An 18,527-nucleotide genomic window follows, 5' to 3' on the forward strand; every position below is an offset into this window, starting at 1 on the left:
ATCGAACGCCCAGCACCCGTTCCAGGTGCAGAAGGATCTGGCCAGGATCTTCTCGCTGAAGCTGAACCAGGTCCGGGTCGTCAGCAAGACGATCGGCGGCGGGTACGGCTCGAAGTCCTACACCAAAGTGGAGCCGTTGGCCGCGGTGTGCGCGCATGTCACCGGCCACCCGGTCCGGATCGCGCTCACGCTGGAGGAATCGATGTGCACCTCCCGCGCGGACGGCGCCACCGTGGAAGTTGCCACCGGCTTCGACAGCCAGGGACGGATCCTGGCCCGCGATGTCGACATCACCCTCGACACCGGCGCCTACACCGACAACAGCGTGCGGGTGCTGCGCAAGGCCGCGCAGACGTGCTTCGGTCCCTATCGCGTGCCTGCGCTGCGCGTACGAGCTCGCGCCGTCTACACCAACACCACCCCGGCATCTTCGTATCGCGGCTTCGGGGCCTTTCACACCAACCCGGCCTCGGAAGGCAACCTCGACCAGGCCGCGGAAGCACTGGGCATCGATCCGCTGGAGATCCGCCTGCGCAACCTGGTGAAGATGGGCGAATCGGTGCTGCCGGACACCCGCCCGGTGGACGCCGACCTGGCCGCCGACCTGTCCGCGGTGCACGAGGCACTGACGGTGGAACCCCGCGAGGGCAAGCTCCAGGGCGTCGGGTTCGGCTGCGCGCTCTCGCCCGCCGGGGCCGACCCCACCTCGGTGGCCATCGTCCGGTTGCTCGCCGACGGCAGCGCGGTGCTGATGATCGGCAGCGCGGAGATGGGACAGGGCTCGCACACCGCACTGGCCCAGATCGTCGCGGAGGAACTCCACCTCGATCTGGGGGACGTCCGGGTGAGCCCGACCGACACGCGCCTGGCTCCCTTCCAGTGGACGACCGGAGCCAGCCGGACGACGTCCGTGGTGGGTCGCAGCGTCCAGCGCGCCTGTCACGATGTGCGCCGCCAACTGGTGGAGATGGCCGCCGAGCTGGCGTCGGACCCGGTGGATTCCTGGTCGTGGGCGGACGGGAAGGTGGCCGGGCCACGCGGCGAGCAGTGGCACAGCTGGGAGGTCATCGCGGAGTGGTTCGGTCCGGGCCGAGGCGAGGTGGTGGGCTCCGGCCGCACGCAGAAGCGTGGCGACTTCGACCAGTCACCCGCGCTCTGGGAGGTCGGCGTCGCGGGTGTGGTGGTGAGTGTCGACCCGGAGACCGGACGGGTGGAGCTGGATCAGCTGGTGACCGCGGCCGACGTGGGCAAGGCCATCAACCCGAAAGCGGTTCGCGGACAGGACCTCGGCGCGGCCACCCAAGCGATCGGCGGGGCGCTGTTCGAGCAGATGATCTACGACGGCGCCGAGATGGCCAACGCCAACCTGATCGAGTACCGCGTGCCGCGGATCACCGACATGGCCGACCGCATCGACACGCTGATCTTCGAGCGCGGCGACGGCCCCGGCCCGTACGGCGCCAAACCGGTCGGCGAAGGAGGGATGACCGCGGTCGGCGGGGCCGTGCTCGCGGCGGTCGCGCGGGCGATCGGCCGTTGGCCGGATCGGCTGCCGCTGACCCCTGAGCGCGTCTGGACGTCGATGCGCCAGACCGAACCCGCCGAGTAGGCGTGTGAGCATGGCGTCGGTGGCCTTCGTCGCAGGAAGTCCCGCGGGGAAAGGCCGCGTCCGATGACCCGACCGCGCTACGTCGTCTTCCTCACCGCCACCGCGTGCGGAGTCGCGCTCGGCACCAGCACCGTGGCCTTGCCGCTGCTGGCGCTGGAAGCCGGGCATTCGGCGGAGCGCATCGGCTTCTTCACCGGGGCCGGCGCGCTGACCCAGCTCACGTCCCGCGCGTTCATCGGAGCGTTGTTGCGCCGTTTCCCCGACCGCATGGTCATCGCGGCGGCAACGGTCGCACTGATATCGACGTTCGCGGCAGTGTCGGTCTTCCGGCACGCGCTGGCGTTCGTCGCGGCCGCATCACTGGAAGGCATGGCCCGCGCCCTGTTCTGGACAGGCATTCAGACCCATGTCGTACGCGGGCAGAAAGAGGTCGGCTCGAACATCGCCAAGGTGACGCTGGCCGGGTACGTCGGCCTCGGCATCGGACCCACCCTGGCCGGAGCCCTCCTGGACGTCTCACCCTTGCTCAGCCTGGGCTGGGGAGCGCTGTGCAGTGCGCTGGCGCTTGCCGGGGCCTTACGGCTGGACAAATGGCCGCCGTTCAGCCCGCCCAAAGAGGCCGGCCGGGTGCGGGTGTGGCGTCGCCGGCCGGTGGTGATCGGCAGCCTCGCCACCGGGGTGGCGGGATCGTGGCGGGGCCTGCTCAGCTCCTACGTCCCGGTGGCGCTCGTGGCGGGCAGCCAGACGTCCGCCGGAGTCGGCCTGGCCGTCACGCTCGGCAGCGGCGCCAACATGCTGGCCGCGTTGGCGCTGGTGCGGCAGCAGCCGCGGCGGCAAGAGCGGGGAATCGTGATCGGTTGCGCCGTCGCGGGCCTCGGCATCGGGGTGCTGGGCCTGATGGCCGGATCGGCGGTGATTGTGATTCTCTGCCTGGTGGCGAGCGGATTCGCCGCGGGCATGTTGCAGATCACCGGCGCCTCCTACGCAGCCCAAGGCGTGCATCCCGAAGAGCGCGGCGACGTCCTCGCCTTGACCGGGCTGGTGCGCGCCGCGGCGATCATGGCTACCCCGGTGTTCGTCGCCGTGATGCTGCACGTCGTGCCGCTCGGCGCGGCGCTGGCCATGGTGGGGGCGCTGCTGACCGTGTCCCCGGTGGTGCTGATCAGGCGGGCCCGCGGTGACGCTCGGCCCTAGTCGTGCTGCCGGGTGAACAGCTTCAGCCTGATGTCGCGCGATTCCGTGAAGTGCGCGGCGGCCAGCTCCGCCGCCTTGTCGCCGTCCCTGGCCTCGATCGCCTCGACGATGTCGAGGTGCTGCCGGGCACCCCGCTCCCACCGGCCCGGATAGGCGAGCGTGGTGGCGGGATAGCGGCCCAGATGCATGTTCAGCCGCTCCAGCAGGTCGATCATCGACCGGTTGTGCGTGGCCCGCCACACCGAGCGGTGGAAACGCTCGTTCATCGCCACCATCTCGGTGGCGTCCGCCGGTGTCTCGTCCACCATCGCCTGGGCGTACTCGCGCATCTGCAACAGATCGTGGACGGTGCGGCGCTCCGCGGCCATGCGAGCCGCGGTGGCCTCCAGCGCGATCCGGGTCTCGTAGATGTCCAGAACTTCCTCGGGGCTGTTCTCCCGGACGATCATGCCGCGGTCCGAGCGAACCACGATGCCGTCCTGTTCCAGCCGCGTCAGCGCTTCCCGCACCGGCGTGCGGCTCACCTGACACCACTCCGCGAGCGCCGTCTCCACGAGCTGCTGGCCGGGTTTGAACTCGCCGGTGACGATGGCCTGCTTGATGCGCTCGTAGGCGCTGCGCTGTCGCTGCATACCGCCGCGGCCCTCCCACACCGATGGGGCAGTTTGAGGCGCGGTCGCGTCGGACATGGGGTCACCTTTCGTCTGCGAGCGTCAGCGTGCTTCGCCAGGTCGTACCTGGGCGCTTGGCGGCCGAACGTACGGCTCGGCACGCTTGTGGCGCACTGTGTACCTTGGCATACATGGTATCTGCATCGGCCGGCGCGCGGCGTGCATCGGGGCAAACATCCAAGCGGCCCGCCGCCCCAGGCACCGAGGGCTTCCTGGATCGCCGCACGCGCCGCGTCCCGCTGTCCGCGGACCGCATCCCGGCCGACTGCGCGCTGGGCCAGCTGGACGTGCGGCTGACCGAGATCGACGATCGCCGAGCGGTCGCCGTCACGAGCGTGAGCGCACGGCACCTCAATCAGCGGGGCCAGGTCCAGGGGGGAATGTACGGCGTGCTCGCTGACGCGGTCGCCGGGTGGGCGACCGAGGCGTTCCTGGGCGGGGACCACTACGCGACCACGGCCGTCAACGGCCAGCTGGTCGGATCGGCCTCGGCGGGCGACGTCATCCGCACCGAGGCGGAAGTCACCCATGGCGGCCGCTCGACGGTCGTCTGCACGGCTCGGCTGCGAAGGGAACGCGACGGCAAACTCGTGGCGCTGTTCACCGTCCAGCAGCTGGTGCTGCGAGCCGGTCCCGCGTGACGCCTTCGAGGCTGTCGCGAGCACCGGAACGATGGTATGCATATAGCAGCATCCATCTGTATGCAGCCGAAGGGAGGGGTGGTGGGTCGGCGCAGCAGCCCTGACCCATCCGGCACGCGATGAGCTGGCCACACGAGCGAGACTTCGCTCCGGTCCACGACCGGCTGCCGTATCACGCCATCGTCGATCGCGCCTGTCCGCCGTGGCCCGACGACGCCAGGATCGCCGTCTGGGTGGTGCCCAACATCGAGCATTACGAGTACCTGCCTCCCGAGGGCGCGGTCGATCCCTATCCCAGGACCCCGCACCCGGACGTGCGCAAGTTCAGCTACCACGACTACGGCAACCGGGTCGGCTTCTGGCGCATGCTCGAAGTGCTCGACCGCTGGGAGATTCCCTGCACTGTGTCGCTGAACGTGGCGGTACTCGACCACTACCCGGCCATTGCCGAAGCGATGGCCGCGCGCGACTGGGAGTTCATGAGCCACGGGCTGTACAACACGCGGTATCTGACCGGGCTGACCAAGGAACAGGAACGCGCCTGCTACGACGAAGCGAACGCCGTGTTGCGCCGCCACACCGGCAAGCATTTCGCCGGCATGCTCGGGCCGAACATCACCGGCAACTCCTGGACGCCGGACCTGATGGCGGAGGCCGGGATGACCTACCACGCGGATTGGGTGCACGACGAGCGACCGTCGCCACTGCGCACCGAGAGCGGCCGCTGGCTCGTCGCGCTGCCCTACAACTACTCGCTCAATGACGCACCCTTGCTGATGCGTTCCTCCGCGGAAGGCGCGGCGTACGCGCGGCGGTGCATCGCGCAGTTCGACGAGCTTTACGGCCGTGACGAAAACGTCGGCCGCGTCATGGCGCTGCCCCTCCACCCGTTCGCCATCGGGCAGCCACACCGCGTCGACTACCTCGACGAAGTGCTGGCCCACTTGCGTGCGCACAGCGGGGTGTGGATCGCCACCGCGAGCGAGATCGTGCGCTACTACCGGGAAACCGCGATGCAGGACGATCTGGCCGCGCTCGAACGCGCGGAGGACGAACGATGACCGAGCTGAACGTCATCGGCCCCGGCCGTCCGCGCGCGAAACCGGGATACGACCACGGCTGGTACCGATTCTCGCCGCTGCCGTCTCGGCCCGGACTGCGCTGGCCGGACGGAAAGAAGGCGGCGGTGGCCATCCTGCTCGACCTGCGGGCGGCCGAGTGGGAACCCGACGGCGTCCCCGTGCCGGTGCCCGGCGGGCGGGGCCAAGCTCCCTACCCCGACTTCCCGCGGATGTCGCACCGCGAGTTCGGGCATCGGGTCGGCGTGTTCCGCCTCGTGCGCATGGTCGACGAACTGGGGCTCGGCTGGTCGGCCGTGGTCGACGTGCTCACCGCCGAGCACTATCCCGCCGTCGTCGAGCACGCGATCCGTCCGGCATGGGAACGCATCGCAGGCGGACTCAGCGCGAGCCGCCCGATCACGTCGCTCATGGCGCCGGAGGAGGAAGCGCACTACGTCGCCACGACGCTGCAGCGGTTGGAACGTGCGCTCGGCGAGCGCCCGCGCTGCTGGATGAGCCCCGGATGGTCGCAGTCACACCGGACGCCGGACGTGCTGGCTGCCGCCGGGTTGGAGGTGCTGCTCGACTTCGGCAACGACGAGCAGCCGTATCCGCTCGCCGGGGCGAAGCCGCTGTGGTGCGTTCCGGTCTCGTGGGAGCTCACCGACGTCGCCGCGATCTTCGAGCGGGACGTCGACCCGGAGGCTTACGCGGAAAGCCTGGTCGTCGCCCTCGAGCGGCTCGTCTCCGACGGCGACGACGGCGGAGGCAGGATGCTGTGCCTGCACCTTCACCCGTGGCTGAGCGGCGAACCCTTCCGCGCGCACGCCCTTCGGCGTGCGTTGCGCCGGCTCGCCGATCGTGATGACCTCTGGTGGACGACGCCCTCGGCCCTGGCCGACCACGTCAAGGCGGTGACCGCATGACCACACTGCCCACCGTGGCGCTGATCGCCACCGGAGGCACCATCGACAGCCTCGGCGCCGACCGGCTGGATCTGGCCTGGTACACCGAGACGGGCGAGCGCCTGCCGGAAGGGTCGCTGCTGGCTTCGTTGCCCGAGGTGGCGGACATCGCGGTGGTGCGCAGCGTTCCGTTCCCGCGCACGCCGAGCTACGAGATCACACCGCACACCTGGGCGCGCCTGGTGCAGGAGACGCAGCAGCAGATCGACTCCGGCGTGGACGCTGTGGTGATCACGCACGGCACCAACACCATCGAGGAAACGGCGTTCATGCTCAGCCTCACCGTGCGCTGCCCAGTGCCGGTCGTGGTGGTCGGCGCGATGCGCCCGGCCAACGCCCTGGGTGCGGACGGTGCGCTGAACCTGGTGCAGGCGATCCGGCTCGCCGTGGCGGAACAGGCGCGCGGACTCGGCGTTCTCGTCCTGCTCAACGACACCGTGTTCGCCGCTCGTGACGTGGCCAAACGCGCCACGTTCCGCGCCGACGGGTTCTGGGCGGGTGATCTCGGACCGCTCGGCTACGTGGATGCGGACGGCTTCGTGGACATTCGCCACCGGCACGCCCGCAACGGGCGGGTCATGTTCCAGCCGGGCGACGTGGCGGCCATGCCTCGGGTGGACATCGTCGTGTCGCACCTCGGCGCCGACGGCACCCTCATCGACGCCGCAGTCGCCGCCGGGGCTCGGGGGATCGTGTCGGCCGGAACCGGGGCCGGGCGCCCCACCGCGGCCGAGGACGCGGCGCTCGACCGGGCCGTCGCGCAAGGGGTGGTCGTGTGCCAGTCGACCCGGGTGCCCACCGGGCGAGTCTCCCGCAGTCCCCGGATGCGCGCGTCGGGCCGGGTCGCCGCGGGCAGCATGCCGCCGTGGAAGGCGCGCGTCGCGCTTGCCCTCTGCCTGACCAGCAGCACCGAGCCAGAGGCCGTCCAGAAGCTTCTCGACGACATCTGAACACTGAGGTATGCTGCTGTATGCAATGGATGATTCGTCTTTCCCAGCAGCATCCCCCCGCCAGGCCCGGGTCAGCCGTGTCCTCACCCGGCTCGACATCGCTCAGGCCAGCGGCTACTACGCGGCCGGGCTGTGGACACCGGAGTCGCTGTACTCGCTGTTCACCGCGGCCGCCGAACGCTCCCCGCAGCACGTCGCCTTCGTGGAACGACACCGGCAGATCACCTATGGCGAGCTCGCCGAGGCGGTGGACCGACTGGCCGGACATCTGCGCGGCAACGGCCTGACCTCCGGCGACCGAGTGGCCGTCTGGCTGCCCAGCCGCGCCGAGGTGGCCGTCACGGTGTTCGCCTGCGCGCGGGAAGGGTTCGTCTGCGCGCCGTCGTTGCATCGTGACCACACGGTCGCCCAGACCCTCGAGTTGCTGCGGCGGATGCGCGCGGCGGCGTTCGTCGGCCAGCCCGGATACGGCGCGGACGCCGACCGGCGGGACATCTTCGCGCGGCTCGAGGAGCTGGCACAGCCGTGCATCGGCCTGGCGCTCGAACCGGCCACGGCAGGGTTGCCGCTTTTCCCCGCGCTGCCGGCCCAGGACGGGGTTTCGCCGACGACCGGCGCACCAGCCGATGCGGTCGTCTACCTCGCCTACACCTCCGGCTCGACCGGCGAACCGAAAGGAGTGCTGCACTCCAGCAACACGCTGCTGGCGCCGATCCGCGCGATGGCCGCGGACTGGCGGATCGGTGCGGACTCGGTCCTGTACTCGCTGTCGCCGCTGAGCCACAACCTGGGCTTCGGCGCGATGCTGATGGCACTGTGCCTGGGCGGCACCCTGGTCAGCCACGACCTGCCGCGCGGCGAGAGCGTCGCGCGGCGCATGCTCGAGACCAAGGCGACGTTCGCCTTCGGCGTGCCGACCCACGCCATCGACCTGCTCGGCGAGCTCGCCGACGGGCCGATCACGCGGTTGCCCGGGCTGATCGGCTTCCGCGTCTCAGGGGCGTCGGTGTCCCCGCAGGTCGCGCAGCAGATGCTCGATCGCGGGATCGTGCCGCAGAGCGGCTACGGGATGACCGAGGCGGGCAACATCCACTACACGCGTCCCGACGACCCACCCGAGCTGATCACCGGCTCGTCGGGACGCCCGTTCCCCGGCCACCAGGTCAAGATCGTCGACACGGACGATCCGGGGCGCCCGCTGCCGCCCGGCGAAATCGGCCACATCCTGGCCCGTGGGCCGAGCGTCACCTTGGGCTACTTCGACGATCAACTTGCCACCGAGCGGTCGTTCACCGAGGACGGCTGGCTGCACACCGGGGATCTGGGCTGGGTGGACGAGGCGGGCAACATCAGGATCACCGGGCGGAAGAAGGACGTGATCATCCGGGGCGGGCACAACATCTTCCCGGCCCGGATCGAGAACCTGGCCAACACCGCACCCTCCGTGGCGCGGTCGGCCGCCATCCCGGTGCCGGACGAACGGCTGGGCGAAAAGGTCTGCCTCGTGGTCGCCCGCAAGACACCGGAAGCAGAAGTGGACGGTGACGCGCTGCTGCGGCATTTGGACGAGGCGGGCCTGTCGAAGTACGACATGCCCGAATACCTCGCCGTGGTGGACGACATACCGCTGCTGCCGTCCGGCAAGCTCGACAAGCTCAGCCTCATCGAGCTTCTCAACGCAGGCAAGCTGGAGAAGACGCCGATCCGGTTCCGCCCGGGGGCATGACGGGAGCAGCGATGCGGGCTGTACGGGTGTTCGCGTTCAACGACCGGTCCAAGGTCGCCGTGTGCGACCTGCCCACCCCGACCCCGCAGCCGGGGGAAGTGCTGGTCGAGGTGAAGGCCGCCCCGGTGAACTACGTCGACCTGGTCACGATGCGGGGCGAATACCAGTTCAAACCCGAGCTGCCGTACACCCCGGGGAAGGGGCCGGTCGGCGTCGTCGCCGCGGTCGGGCCGGACGTCGACCGGGTCACGATCGGCGACCGGGTGCTGGCCATGGCCGAGTACGGCGGCTACGCCGAGTACTGCCTCGCCCCCGCGGCCCAGACCTACCGGCTGCCCGACGAGGTCGGCTTCTTCGACGCGGCCGACATGTCGCTGGCCTACGACACCGCGTGGATGGCGCTGATCGACCGGGCCCGGCTGCAGGCAGGGGACCGCGTGCTCGTGCTCGGGGCGACCGGGGCGGTCGGCAGGGCCGCCGTGCAGCTGGCGCGCGCCTTGGGCGCCGGGCAGGTCGTGGTGGGCGTCAGCTCTGCCGACCGATTCCCCGAGCTGCGCAGGCTCGGCGCAGACGATTACGTGGAAGTTGCCGGCGATCGGCTGCGGGACACGATCCGCGACCGGGTGCTCGAGGTGACCGGCGGGCACGGCGCGGATGTCGTCGTCGACATGCTCGGCGGCGACGTCTTCGACGGGGCCGTGCGCGCGGTCGCGTGGCGCGGACGCCTGGTCGTCGTGGGGTTCGCCACCGGCCGCATCCCGACGCTGAAGATGAACTACCCGTTGTTGAAGAACATCGAGATCTCGGGTTTGCAGATCAGCGACTATCGCAAGCGGCTGCCCGAACGGCTCGACGAGTGCTTCACCAACGTCTTCGAGCTGGCCAAGCGTGGCGCGCTGACGTTCCAGCCCGCCGAAGCATTCCCCCTCGACGAATGGCACCGCGGCCTCGAGGCGCTGGAATCCAGGTCGGCGCGCGGGCGTGTGCTTCTCGTGCCCTGACCCGGCGCACGATACCCCGATCGGCTTCCCAGTCGGGGGAATCCGGCCTTCCCAGCCACGCTTCGTCACTACAATCCTCGCCGGGTGCCCGGGGTCGGCACCACTGGGGTTCTCACTCTCGATTCGTCGATCGGACAGGTATGACTCATCCTCAAGGCCCGTACGGTCCTCCGCCGAACATGCCGCCCACGGGCGGTCATCCGCAGCAGCCGGGGTATCCGCCCTACGGCTACCCGCCGCATCCGCCGAAGAAGTCGAACACCGCGGTGATCGTCAGCATCGTCGTGGTCGTGCTGGTCTTGGGCACGCTCGGCATCACGGGCTTCGTCGCCCCCGGCTTCTTCCTGTCCGACGACGAATCCTCCGGCGACGGCTCGTCCACCGCGAGCCCGGCGGGCGCCGTCGACAGCATCGTCGCCGCGCTGAACAGCAAGGACGCCAGCGCCCTCGAAAGCATCAAGTGCTCCCAGGCCAGCAAGGGGGTCAGCAACACGATCAGCCGCGTCTCGGAGATCGACTCCGCCCAGCTGAACGGCGAAGTGCGCACCATCGGCGACACCCAGGCGGAAGCGAAGATCACCGTCGTGTTCCGGCAGCGGCCGGTGGACGGCTTCTTCTTGGTGATCAAGAACGGCGACACCTGGTGTTGGAGCGACGTCGGCTCACAGAGCCACGCGGGCTCTGTCGGCGACGGCGCACCTCAGGCACCCCAGGTCCCTGCACCGCCGGAGGGCGCGCCCCAGATCCCCGCACCACCCGGGGGTGCACCCCAGCCCCCTGCGCGCCTCCCAGGCCCACCCGAAAGTGTGGCGGAGACCTTCGTCAGCAAGGTCAACAGCAACGATCTCGCCGGAGCCACCCAGATGGCATGCCGCGAACCGGAGACGTTGCGCCAAGCCATCGACCTGCTGGTTTCGCGGGCAGGCACGGTGACCATCGAGGACTATCACACCGACCCCGGCTTCCTCGGGGTCGTACTGCACGGCAACGACGGCATCAAAGCCGGATACCTCACCCTGAACAGCGACGACGAGACGACCTGGTGTGTCTCCAAACTCGAGGTGGATGGCGAGTAGGCGAGGAGATCCGCCCTCGGCCGTCGGGCAACCACTGCCGGATCAGCGCGAAGGTGCGGCAGATGTCCTGGCTTCGCGGTACCTGGTCGGCCCGTCGTGGCCGAGCTCGAGGCCGACACCCCTAGTGCCGTGAAGATCCACACCCACGTCAAGCTCAAGGCCGCGTGGGTGCCGGGGAGGACAGCGTCGAGATCGCCTCGCACAACCTGTCTACGGCCGCGGCCGTCGTCGTCCATGTCGAGCTGATGGCCTTCGTGCCCCCGGCGGGGAACCGCTGCTCGACACGTTCCTGGCAGTTGCGACGCAGGGGAACAGTCGTGATCATCCTGGGGCGCCTCGCTGGGGCTGCTGCTGGCAGCTGCGACGCAGGGGAACGGTCTCTGCCGACGCCTCGTGATCGCTATGACATAGGACACACATCAGTCCCCCTGGCAACCGCAGTGCGCCTCCGGCCCTCAGTACGGTCGAGCGAAGATCTTTTCCACTGGGGGACGAATGGCGAGCACCGGGAGCAGGCAGGCCAATTGGGACTTGATTCGCATCATCGCGGTGCTCGGCGTCGTCTCGGGGCACATCACCTTTCTCGGGCCACGCATCATGCCCGGCGTCGACGAGTACCCCGTGGAGCTGGGCGTGCGGATGGGGGCGAGCACGCTGCTGGTGCTGTCCGCCTACTTCGCGTGCGTGACGCTGCGCCGCGGCGCACCCGGCCGGTGGCTGGTCCGTCGCCTCGCCCGGCTGCTTCCCGCTTACCTGGCCACCGTGCTGATCCTCTACGTGGTCAGCCGGATCGCGGTGCCGTTGTTCAACGGCTGGGGAACCTCGGGCGGGGTGTTCGAGCGGCTGTTCGGCGAGCCGCAGGTGACCGCTCCCGAGCCTGGGGCACCCGCACCGTGGTATCTGCCGGACGTCGCCGACCTGATCTCCAACCTGCTGCTGGTGCCGGCCTGGCATGACGGCTGGGTGCCCCTCGACTACTCGTACTGGACGCTGCCGTTGCAGGTGCTGGCTTTCGTGCTGGCGGCGGTGATTTTCCGCTGGCGGCCCACCGTCACGCAGACCCGCATGCTGGCGAGGGGACTGGTGGCGCTGAGCGTCCTGACCTCCCCGCTGAAGATCGTGCCGAGCGTGATGGACAGCCCGGTGTCCAACGTGCTGAACGGGCTCGGGGTGTGGAACGCCTACCTTTTCGGGCTCGGCGTCGCGATCTGGCTGTGGTCGCGCGGGCACGTCTCCACCACCGAACTGACCCTGCTGTGCGTCGTCGGCACGCTGACCCACTTCGGCTCGGCGAACTGGGAGCTCCCAGCGGGGCTGGCGTTCGGGGCGATGCTGGTGTTGATGGCTGTCGCGGCGCGCGGCAAGGACTGGCAGTCCCTGCAACCGATGCGGCGCCCGCTTGCCTGGCTCGCCGCGCTCACCTACTGCATCTACCTGGTCCACCAGCAGCTCGGCTACGTGCTGGCGCGCGCCCTCAGCGACGCGGATCTGCCCGGGTGGCCGCGGCTGATCGGGGTGGTGGCCGGCGTCGGGTTCGTCGCGTATCTGCTGCACGTCCTGGTGGAAAAGCCGGCTTACCGGGCGCTCACCCGGCCCCGTAAGCCAGGACGGCCTGCGCAGATCACGACGACCGCCACCGCTTAGGCAGCGCCACCTCCCGACGGCCTGCTCCCGGCTACCGGAACGGCTGGGCCTGACCGGGTCAGGCGACATGGTGCGATGCGCCTCGTGCCGCCAGACGATGGTGCGATGCCCCTAGTGCCGCCAAACGGTCCCGCGGCGCTCGTACTCCAGCACCATCTCGGTCCGCACAGCCACCTGTGGGCTGACGAACCGTTCCACCATCCACAGCGCCACATCCAGGCCGGACGTGATGCCACCGCCGGTGATCACGTTGCCGTCGTCGACCACACGCGCGTCGATCACGTTCGCGCCTTGCTCGGCGAGGTCGGCCTTCGCCATGTGGTGCGTGGTCACGTTGCGGTCCTTGGTGAGGCCGGCCGCCGACAACACCATCGTGCCGGTACAGATGCCCACCAGCACTGCCTTCACCCTGGCCAGCTTGGCGAGGAAAGCTTTGTCCTTGATCAGCTGGTGCACACCGGGCCCGTCTGGATCGTTGTAGCCACCACCGGGCACCACGAGGACGTCCGCCTTGTCCGGGGTCCAGCCGGACGGCACGGAGACCCGTGTCCCGTGACGGGCGGTGACCAGCCGCGGCCGGTCCGGCGTCACCTGGGTCACCTCGACGGCACCGTTGCTCAGCTGGCTCGCCAGACCGAGCACCTGGACGGGTGCGACGAAGTCCTGATCCTCGACGCCGTCGAACATCAGCACCTGCACCCGCAGCGTGGACCGCGGGCTGGACGGCGCCCGCTCCGCGGGTGGCGCCTGCTCCGCGGACTCGGAACCGGGTTCAGCGGCGGTGGCCGCGGCAGCACCCAAGCCCGCGGCTGCACCCAACGACAAGGCCGAAGCGCGCATGAAGGTACGACGTTCCATACCCGGATGCTCGGCCGATCACCGGGAAAAGTTCACGACGGCACGGCACATTGTGCATGTTGGCCACCGCGGAATGCCCGTTCGACCACCCGGTCAGCACGTCGCGGCCGTGATGTCGCATCGGCCGGGCACCGGGCTCGTGCACCCGGGCGCACCCTGAGGTTGCCGCGAGCGCGACGAGCTCCCCTGAGGTTGCCGCGAGCGCGGCAAGGCAGCGAAAGCCCGGGGAACGCGTCGACTCGCCTGCCCGTAGCGGCCGCCGGAAAGACACCCGAACGAGGGGTGTTCGCGGCCCGCAGGCCCAGCGACCGCCGTGATTTCGGCCACCCCACGTGCCCGCCGGTTCGGCCTCCCACCGCGCAACGCGCCGACGGACAAGCTCCGTTCCGCCGCTCCACCGCACTACAGTGCTTCTCTGCACCGTATCGGGTGATCAACTTCAGTACACGGCGACCAGGTGTCGAGACTGTCGTGGCGACCCGGTATCAGTGTGGATATCAGGGAGGTCGTGACGGTGCGCGTGCAGTGTTTGGAGAGCAAGACCGCCCCTGCGGGTGGCGACGGAGCGACGGCGGACGCAGAGGTTCTGGAAGGCGCACGAAACGAACGGCTCCCGGACGCCCCGCGGTGCGCAGGCATCGCGTGGCGCCTCGGCAAGCCGCGCCTGCTCGTCGACGCGGCCGAAGACCTCCCCCTCGAGCTGGGCAGCCGGTTCGCCGTGCGGCTGGGCGAGCGGCGCCAGTGCATCGGCACCTGGCACCTGGACGAGCGCAGGCCGTGCCCGTTCCAGGAGCCGCTGGACACGGCCACCACCAGCGCGCAGTGCCAGCCGTGCGCGGCGGCCGACCCGGGCCGCGCGGTGGCCAAGGACACCGTCCTGGACAACCGCCGCTTCCACCTGTACCTGGCCTGGTTCGGCCCCGGCCTGATCAAGGTCGGCATCTGCGCGGTGCATCGCGGCCTGAGCAGGCTGCACGAGCAAGGGGCGCTCGCCTCCACCTGGCTGGCCAGCGGCAGACACGGCCCGATCCGGCAGATGGAGAAGGCGATCGCCGAAGCGGGCATAGCGGTCGAGCGCTACCGGCACGACACCAAGACCTCCGCCTGGTGGGCGTACTCCACCCCGGAGCGGCGGCACAACGAGCTGCGCACCGCGCACCAGCGCGCCCAGGCGATCCCGAACTGGCCGAAGGACGTCGACCTGGCCCCGTGCCTGGTGGTCGACCACACCCACCTGTACGGGCTGGCCGATCTGCCGCTCGGCCTGGACCGGGCCGAGGCGCTGCAGCCGGGGGCCGTCGTCGCCGGGCGGCTGTGCTCGGTCATCGGCAGCAACCTGGTGCTGGACAACGCCAACGGCCCGGTGGTGGTGGACGCGCGACTGCTCGCCGGGTGGACGATCACCCCGGTGGAGGCGAACCGCGAGCACGGCGTGGAGCGCGCCAGCCTGCGCACCTCCGCCCAGCAGACGCTGTTCTAATCGCACGATGCGCGTCACTGATCGCACGATGCGCGTCCTGGTGATCGAAGACGACGAGGACCTCCGGCATGCGGTCGCCACGGACCTGGCGGCGGCAGGGCTGCAGGTGGATCAGGCGGGCGATCTCGCCCAGGCACACCGGGCACTCGAGTCGGCCGAGTACCACTGTGCGGTCTTCGATCGCATGCTGCCGGACGGGGACGCGATCACCTACGTACACCGGCGGCGGCAACAGGGCTGGGCCGTGCCGGTGTTGTTTCTCACCGCGCGCGATCAGCTCGCCGACCGGCTCGCCGGGTTCGAGCACGGCGGGGACGACTACCTGGTCAAACCGTTCGCGGTGGGGGAGATGACCGCCCGGGTGCTGGCGCTGTGCCGCCGCGCCGGAGCTGCCCGCCCCTCGGTGCTGCGGCTGGCCGACCTGGAGCTGGACAGCGCCCGCAGACAGGTCCGTCGCGCCGGCGTCCTGCTGACGCTGACCAGCAAGGAGTTCGCGGTCCTGGAGTACCTGGCGGCGCGGCCGGACCGGGCGGTGCCGCGCGCCGAACTGCTCGAGCACTGCTGGGGCGCCGCGGAGGATCCGATGTCCAACGTGGTCGACGTCGTGGTGATGCGGCTGCGCCGGAAGCTGGGCGAACCGAACCTGATCCACGCGGTGCGCGGGCTGGGTTATCGGCTGACCGATCCCACGCGCGGCGGGCGGTGATCTTTTTCCGCTACCTTCGGTATGTGCGCGTGCTGGTCACCGAGGACGACGAGGACTTGCGGATTGCCGTGGAGGCCGCGCTGCGCGCCGCCGGATTCGCGGTGGACGTGGCCGCCGATTTGCCGGAAGCCGACGAGGCGCTGGCGGTGAACGCCTACGACTGCGTGGTCTTCGACCGGATGCTGCCGAGCGGTGACGCCCTGGAGTACGTGCACAATCGGCGCCGAGCGGGCTGGCCGGTGCCGGTGCTGTTCCTCACCGCGCGCGACGCGGTGGCCGATCGCATCGCCGGCCTGGCCATCGCCGACGACTACCTGCTCAAGCCGTTCGCCATGCGCGAGCTGCTGGCCAGGGTGGGCAGCGTGTGCCGGAGGTCGGGCGCCGGGGTCGAACCGGATTCGGTGCTCCGCCACGGCGACCTGGTGATCGACGAGGCCAGGCGCGAGGCCTGGCGTGGTCAGCGGCAGCTCGCCCTGACCGGCAAGGAGTTCATCGTGCTGCGCACCCTGATCGCCGCCGGTGGGCGGCCGGTGCACCGCAAGGATCTGATCGCCGCGGCATGGGACGAGCTGGTGCCGCCGACGTCGAACGTGCTGGAGAGGGTCGTCGCCCAGCTGCGCCGCAAGCTCGGCGAGCCGCCGGTGGTGGTGACGATCCGCGGGGTCGGCTACGCCCTGGGGTGATCGCCGGCGCGCCGCCAAGAGGCGCTGACCTCCGGTCTCTGTGACGCTCGCTGAGTGGCGGCCCTCCCTTTGACCGGGCGTCTGCCACGCTCGCTTCGCGGCAACCTTCCCTCATCGGACGACTGCCACGCTCGCCTCGCGGCAACCTTCCCTCTTCAGGCGCCCGCCACGCTCGTTTCGCGGCGCCGCCCCGTTGGCGGCGCCAACGCTTCGGCACGACTACCGGCGCTGGCGGGCGGTCAGCCCCCGACCCCGCCTGCGCGGGAGCGAAACCTGGCCAGCCGCAACACGCCCCGACCGCCCCCTCCGCGAAACCAGGACCTGGCCAGCCGCAACACGCCCCGACCGTCATCTCCGCGGAAGCGGGCGCTGGACCGGGGGCTGCTCGGCCCCGACGTCGTCCGGTTTCCCGCGGCCCCGTACCTCACCCGTCCTCGGCGTACCTCATCCTTCCTCGGCTTGTCGCGCGATCCTCGCCTCACATGGCTTGCGGCTCGATCCAGCCCCGGTCCACCGCTTTGACCCCGGCCTGGAATCGGCTGCGCGCACCCAACCGGTTCATCATGTCCGCCATGGCACGGCGCACCGTGCGCACCGACACGCCGAGACGGCTGGCCGCGGTGACGTCGGTGCACCCGGCGGACAGCAGGGTGAGCAGGGCCCTTTCCCGTTCGTTCAGTCCGTGTTCGGACGGCTGCTCGGTGGCATTCCAGGGGACCGCGGTCGCCCACAACCGGTCGAACAGCTCGACGGTGGTCGTCACGATGCTGGGCAGCTGGAACAAGACCAGCCCACACGGCCCCTGGGCCGGTGTCTCCCTGGGCAGCAGCACTCGTGACCCGTCCACCACGAGCGCGTCGACCGGCACCGACGGCGCGGTCCGGATCTCCGCACCAGCCGCGGCGAGCACGCCGAGCTGTCGGGCGATCCGGGGCATCGACCGTGCCCGGTCCGGGTACAGCATCCGGTAGCGCACGCCCCGGCGTAGGTTCTCCTCATCGCAGGGGCGTGGCAGGACCAACGGAGCTTCCGGCACGGCAGCGGAACATCCCACCAGAACGTCGCGCCTCGCGCCCATGACGGTCGCGTCGACGACGGCCCGCGTGGCCGGACGGGCTGGGTTGATGCGGCGAACGGAGGGAATCGGGCGCACAGTCGTTTCGATCGTCACAACGAGACTCCTCCCCTGAGCACCAGTGCGGCCGACTGTCCGGGGCCGGCGTGCGGCTCGCGTACACCACCGACTGCCGATCACTGTCGCGCAAGGCACATGAGGATTTGATGACACGCACTGCCGGGAATCGGCCGGAACATCACATCGCTGTGCACATCCTGGGGGAGGACTGTGGACAACTTGTGGACAGCAGGTGATCGTGCCTGCTCACAGGCCCGTCGAGTTGTCCACACCTGTGGACAACTATCCACAGCGGGGCACTTGTCCACAGCCTGGCCCGGCGCACGGGCGCGTATGGCCCGCCGCCGCCCATACTCCGTGAACGAGTCGGATGCCCCGACCGGATGACCGGAAGCGGTCACCTGGACACCGCAGTTATACGGGCGTATAAACCAGGAGTGTCGAAAGGGAGAGCCGATGACCACCACCACCGACGCTCGCGTTCAGCACCTGCCGACACCACCGGGCCCGAAGCTGCCCGGTGCGATCCAGACGTTCCTGTTTCCCTACCGGCACCTGGTGATGCCCCGGCTCCGCAAGCGCTACGGCGACGTGGTGTCCGTGGAGCTGTTGGGCAGGCCCTCGGTGCTGCTGTACACGCCCGAGCTGAACAAGGTGGTGTTCTCCGGTTCCCCGGAGGTCTTCCACGCCGGTGAGGGGAACCGGGTGCTGCGCCAGATCATGGGCAAGCACTCGGTGCTCACGCTCGACGAGGACGCGCACCGCCGGATGCGCAAGCTGCTCATGCCACCGTTCCACGGGGCGGCGTTGCGCGGCTACCGAGAGACGATGACCGCGCTGGCGGTGGCCGAGGCGGACAGCTGGCGACCGGGGGCGGTGTTCTCCGCGCACCAGCGGATGAACCAGCTGACCCTGGAAATCATCCTGCGCGTGGTGTTCGGTGTGGTGGAAGGGCCGCGGCTGGACGATCTGCGCCGGTCGATCACCAAGCTGGTCACCCAGCCCATGCCGGTCTACATCGGCGAGTTCGTCCCCTCGCTGCGGAAGTTCGGCCCGTGGCGGCGGTTCCGGGAACTGGTCGCGCACGTGGACGGCCTGCTGTATGCCGAGATCGCGGAGCGGCGGCA

General features: G+C 70.0%; 17 protein-coding genes. 14 read left to right on the top strand and 3 right to left on the bottom strand.

Annotated features, from left to right (window positions below; genetic code table 11):
- On the top strand, positions 1-1,609 hold a 1,609-nt coding region (locus tag CXP56_RS05210; protein ID WP_286900126.1), incomplete at its 5' end, for a xanthine dehydrogenase family protein molybdopterin-binding subunit.
- A gap of 63 nt (positions 1,610-1,672) precedes the next feature.
- A complete protein-coding gene (locus CXP56_RS05215; RefSeq protein WP_286900128.1) occupies positions 1,673-2,803 on the top strand; it encodes an MFS transporter in 1,131 nt (376 codons plus the stop codon).
- Here CXP56_RS05215 and CXP56_RS05220 read toward each other — a convergent pair.
- Positions 2,800-3,492, bottom strand: a complete 693-nt coding sequence (locus tag CXP56_RS05220) for a GntR family transcriptional regulator (protein ID WP_286900129.1) — start codon at positions 3,490-3,492, stop codon at positions 2,800-2,802. The two genes, CXP56_RS05215 and CXP56_RS05220, sit on opposite strands and share 4 nt — an antisense overlap.
- 113 nt (positions 3,493-3,605) lie before the next feature.
- On the opposite strand from CXP56_RS05220, the gene CXP56_RS05225 reads away from it, so the two are divergent.
- The 8 genes from CXP56_RS05225 to CXP56_RS05260 all read left to right on the top strand — a co-directional run bounded on the left by CXP56_RS05225 (position 3,606) and on the right by CXP56_RS05260 (position 12,538).
- Positions 3,606-4,115, top strand: a complete 510-nt coding sequence (locus CXP56_RS05225) for a PaaI family thioesterase (protein ID WP_286900131.1) — start codon at positions 3,606-3,608, stop codon at positions 4,113-4,115.
- 119 nt (positions 4,116-4,234) lie between these two features.
- Positions 4,235-5,176 carry a polysaccharide deacetylase family protein gene (locus tag CXP56_RS05230; RefSeq protein ID WP_286900133.1) on the top strand — a complete coding sequence of 314 codons (942 nt, stop codon included), beginning with the start codon at positions 4,235-4,237 and terminating at the stop codon, positions 5,174-5,176.
- Positions 5,173-6,102: a polysaccharide deacetylase family protein gene (locus CXP56_RS05235; RefSeq protein ID WP_286900135.1), complete on the top strand. Its 930-nt coding sequence runs from the start codon at positions 5,173-5,175 to the stop codon at positions 6,100-6,102. Before CXP56_RS05230 ends, CXP56_RS05235 begins: the two co-directional genes overlap by 4 nt.
- A complete protein-coding gene (locus tag CXP56_RS05240; protein ID WP_286900137.1) occupies positions 6,099-7,091 on the top strand; it encodes an asparaginase in 993 nt (330 codons plus the stop codon). Before CXP56_RS05235 ends, CXP56_RS05240 begins: the two co-directional genes overlap by 4 nt.
- Before the next feature lie 25 nt (positions 7,092-7,116).
- Positions 7,117-8,817, top strand: coding sequence for a class I adenylate-forming enzyme family protein (locus tag CXP56_RS05245; protein ID WP_286900139.1), 1,701 nt, complete (start codon positions 7,117-7,119; stop codon positions 8,815-8,817).
- Between the two features lie 11 nt (positions 8,818-8,828).
- The gene (locus CXP56_RS05250) at positions 8,829-9,818 is read left to right on the top strand and encodes an NADPH:quinone oxidoreductase family protein (protein ID WP_038044989.1); all 990 of its coding nucleotides are present in this window, start codon (positions 8,829-8,831) and stop codon (positions 9,816-9,818) included.
- Positions 9,819-9,997: 179 nt separating this feature from the next.
- Positions 9,998-10,894: a hypothetical protein gene (locus CXP56_RS05255; RefSeq protein WP_286900141.1), complete on the top strand. Its 897-nt coding sequence runs from the start codon at positions 9,998-10,000 to the stop codon at positions 10,892-10,894.
- A 495-nt stretch (positions 10,895-11,389) separates the two neighbouring features.
- Complete coding sequence (locus tag CXP56_RS05260) at positions 11,390-12,538, top strand: acyltransferase family protein (RefSeq protein ID WP_028847524.1); 1,149 nt, start codon at positions 11,390-11,392, stop codon at positions 12,536-12,538.
- A gap of 111 nt (positions 12,539-12,649) precedes the next feature.
- Here the strand turns inward: CXP56_RS05260 and CXP56_RS05265 are convergent, their stop codons facing one another.
- A complete protein-coding gene (locus CXP56_RS05265; protein WP_286900143.1) occupies positions 12,650-13,396 on the bottom strand; it encodes a DJ-1/PfpI family protein in 747 nt (248 codons plus the stop codon).
- 508 nt (positions 13,397-13,904) lie between these two features.
- Here CXP56_RS05265 and CXP56_RS05270 point away from each other — a divergent pair.
- Genes CXP56_RS05270 through CXP56_RS05280 form a run of 3 tightly spaced genes read left to right on the top strand, consistent with a single transcriptional unit; the run spans position 13,905 to position 16,265 of the window.
- Positions 13,905-14,876, top strand: a complete 972-nt coding sequence (locus tag CXP56_RS05270) for a DUF2797 domain-containing protein (protein WP_286900145.1) — start codon at positions 13,905-13,907, stop codon at positions 14,874-14,876.
- Between the two features lie 7 nt (positions 14,877-14,883).
- Positions 14,884-15,582 (top strand): response regulator transcription factor, encoded by a 699-nt coding sequence (locus tag CXP56_RS05275; RefSeq protein ID WP_286900147.1) that lies wholly within the window; start codon positions 14,884-14,886, stop codon positions 15,580-15,582.
- 23 nt (positions 15,583-15,605) lie between these two features.
- A complete protein-coding gene (locus tag CXP56_RS05280) occupies positions 15,606-16,265 on the top strand; it encodes a response regulator transcription factor (RefSeq protein WP_286900149.1) in 660 nt (219 codons plus the stop codon).
- 478 nt (positions 16,266-16,743) lie between these two features.
- Here CXP56_RS05280 and CXP56_RS05285 read toward each other — a convergent pair whose 3' ends face one another.
- Entirely contained in the window at positions 16,744-17,241 is a 498-nt protein-coding gene (locus CXP56_RS05285; protein WP_051310137.1) for a helix-turn-helix transcriptional regulator, read from the bottom strand.
- 615 nt (positions 17,242-17,856) lie between these two features.
- Between CXP56_RS05285 and CXP56_RS05290 the strand changes: the two genes are divergently transcribed.
- On the top strand, positions 17,857-18,527 hold a 671-nt coding region (locus CXP56_RS05290), incomplete at its 3' end, for a cytochrome P450 (RefSeq protein ID WP_286900152.1).

It is taken from the genome of Thermocrispum sp. (genome assembly GCF_002919275.1).
GTDB classification, from domain to species: domain Bacteria; phylum Actinomycetota; class Actinomycetes; order Mycobacteriales; family Pseudonocardiaceae; genus Thermocrispum; species Thermocrispum agreste.

Bases quoted from the DNA above. Each gene is read 5' to 3' on its own strand.
- CXP56_RS05260 (WP_028847524.1), top strand. From the start codon at position 11,390: ATGGCGAGCACCGGGAGCAGGCAGGCCAATTGGGACTTGATTCGCATC.
- CXP56_RS05275 (WP_286900147.1), top strand. From the start codon at position 14,884: ATGCGCGTCACTGATCGCACGATGCGCGTCCTGGTGATCGAAGACGAC.
- CXP56_RS05230 (WP_286900133.1), top strand. From the start codon at position 4,235: ATGAGCTGGCCACACGAGCGAGACTTCGCTCCGGTCCACGACCGGCTG.
- CXP56_RS05225 (WP_286900131.1), top strand. From the start codon at position 3,606: ATGGTATCTGCATCGGCCGGCGCGCGGCGTGCATCGGGGCAAACATCC.
- CXP56_RS05215 (WP_286900128.1), top strand. From the start codon at position 1,673: ATGACCCGACCGCGCTACGTCGTCTTCCTCACCGCCACCGCGTGCGGA.
- CXP56_RS05245 (WP_286900139.1), top strand. From the start codon at position 7,117: ATGGATGATTCGTCTTTCCCAGCAGCATCCCCCCGCCAGGCCCGGGTC.
- CXP56_RS05235 (WP_286900135.1), top strand. From the start codon at position 5,173: ATGACCGAGCTGAACGTCATCGGCCCCGGCCGTCCGCGCGCGAAACCG.
- CXP56_RS05220 (WP_286900129.1), bottom strand. From the start codon at position 3,492: ATGTCCGACGCGACCGCGCCTCAAACTGCCCCATCGGTGTGGGAGGGC.
- CXP56_RS05240 (WP_286900137.1), top strand. From the start codon at position 6,099: ATGACCACACTGCCCACCGTGGCGCTGATCGCCACCGGAGGCACCATC.
- CXP56_RS05255 (WP_286900141.1), top strand. From the start codon at position 9,998: ATGCCGCCCACGGGCGGTCATCCGCAGCAGCCGGGGTATCCGCCCTAC.
- CXP56_RS05250 (WP_038044989.1), top strand. From the start codon at position 8,829: ATGCGGGCTGTACGGGTGTTCGCGTTCAACGACCGGTCCAAGGTCGCC.
- CXP56_RS05265 (WP_286900143.1), bottom strand. From the start codon at position 13,396: ATGGAACGTCGTACCTTCATGCGCGCTTCGGCCTTGTCGTTGGGTGCA.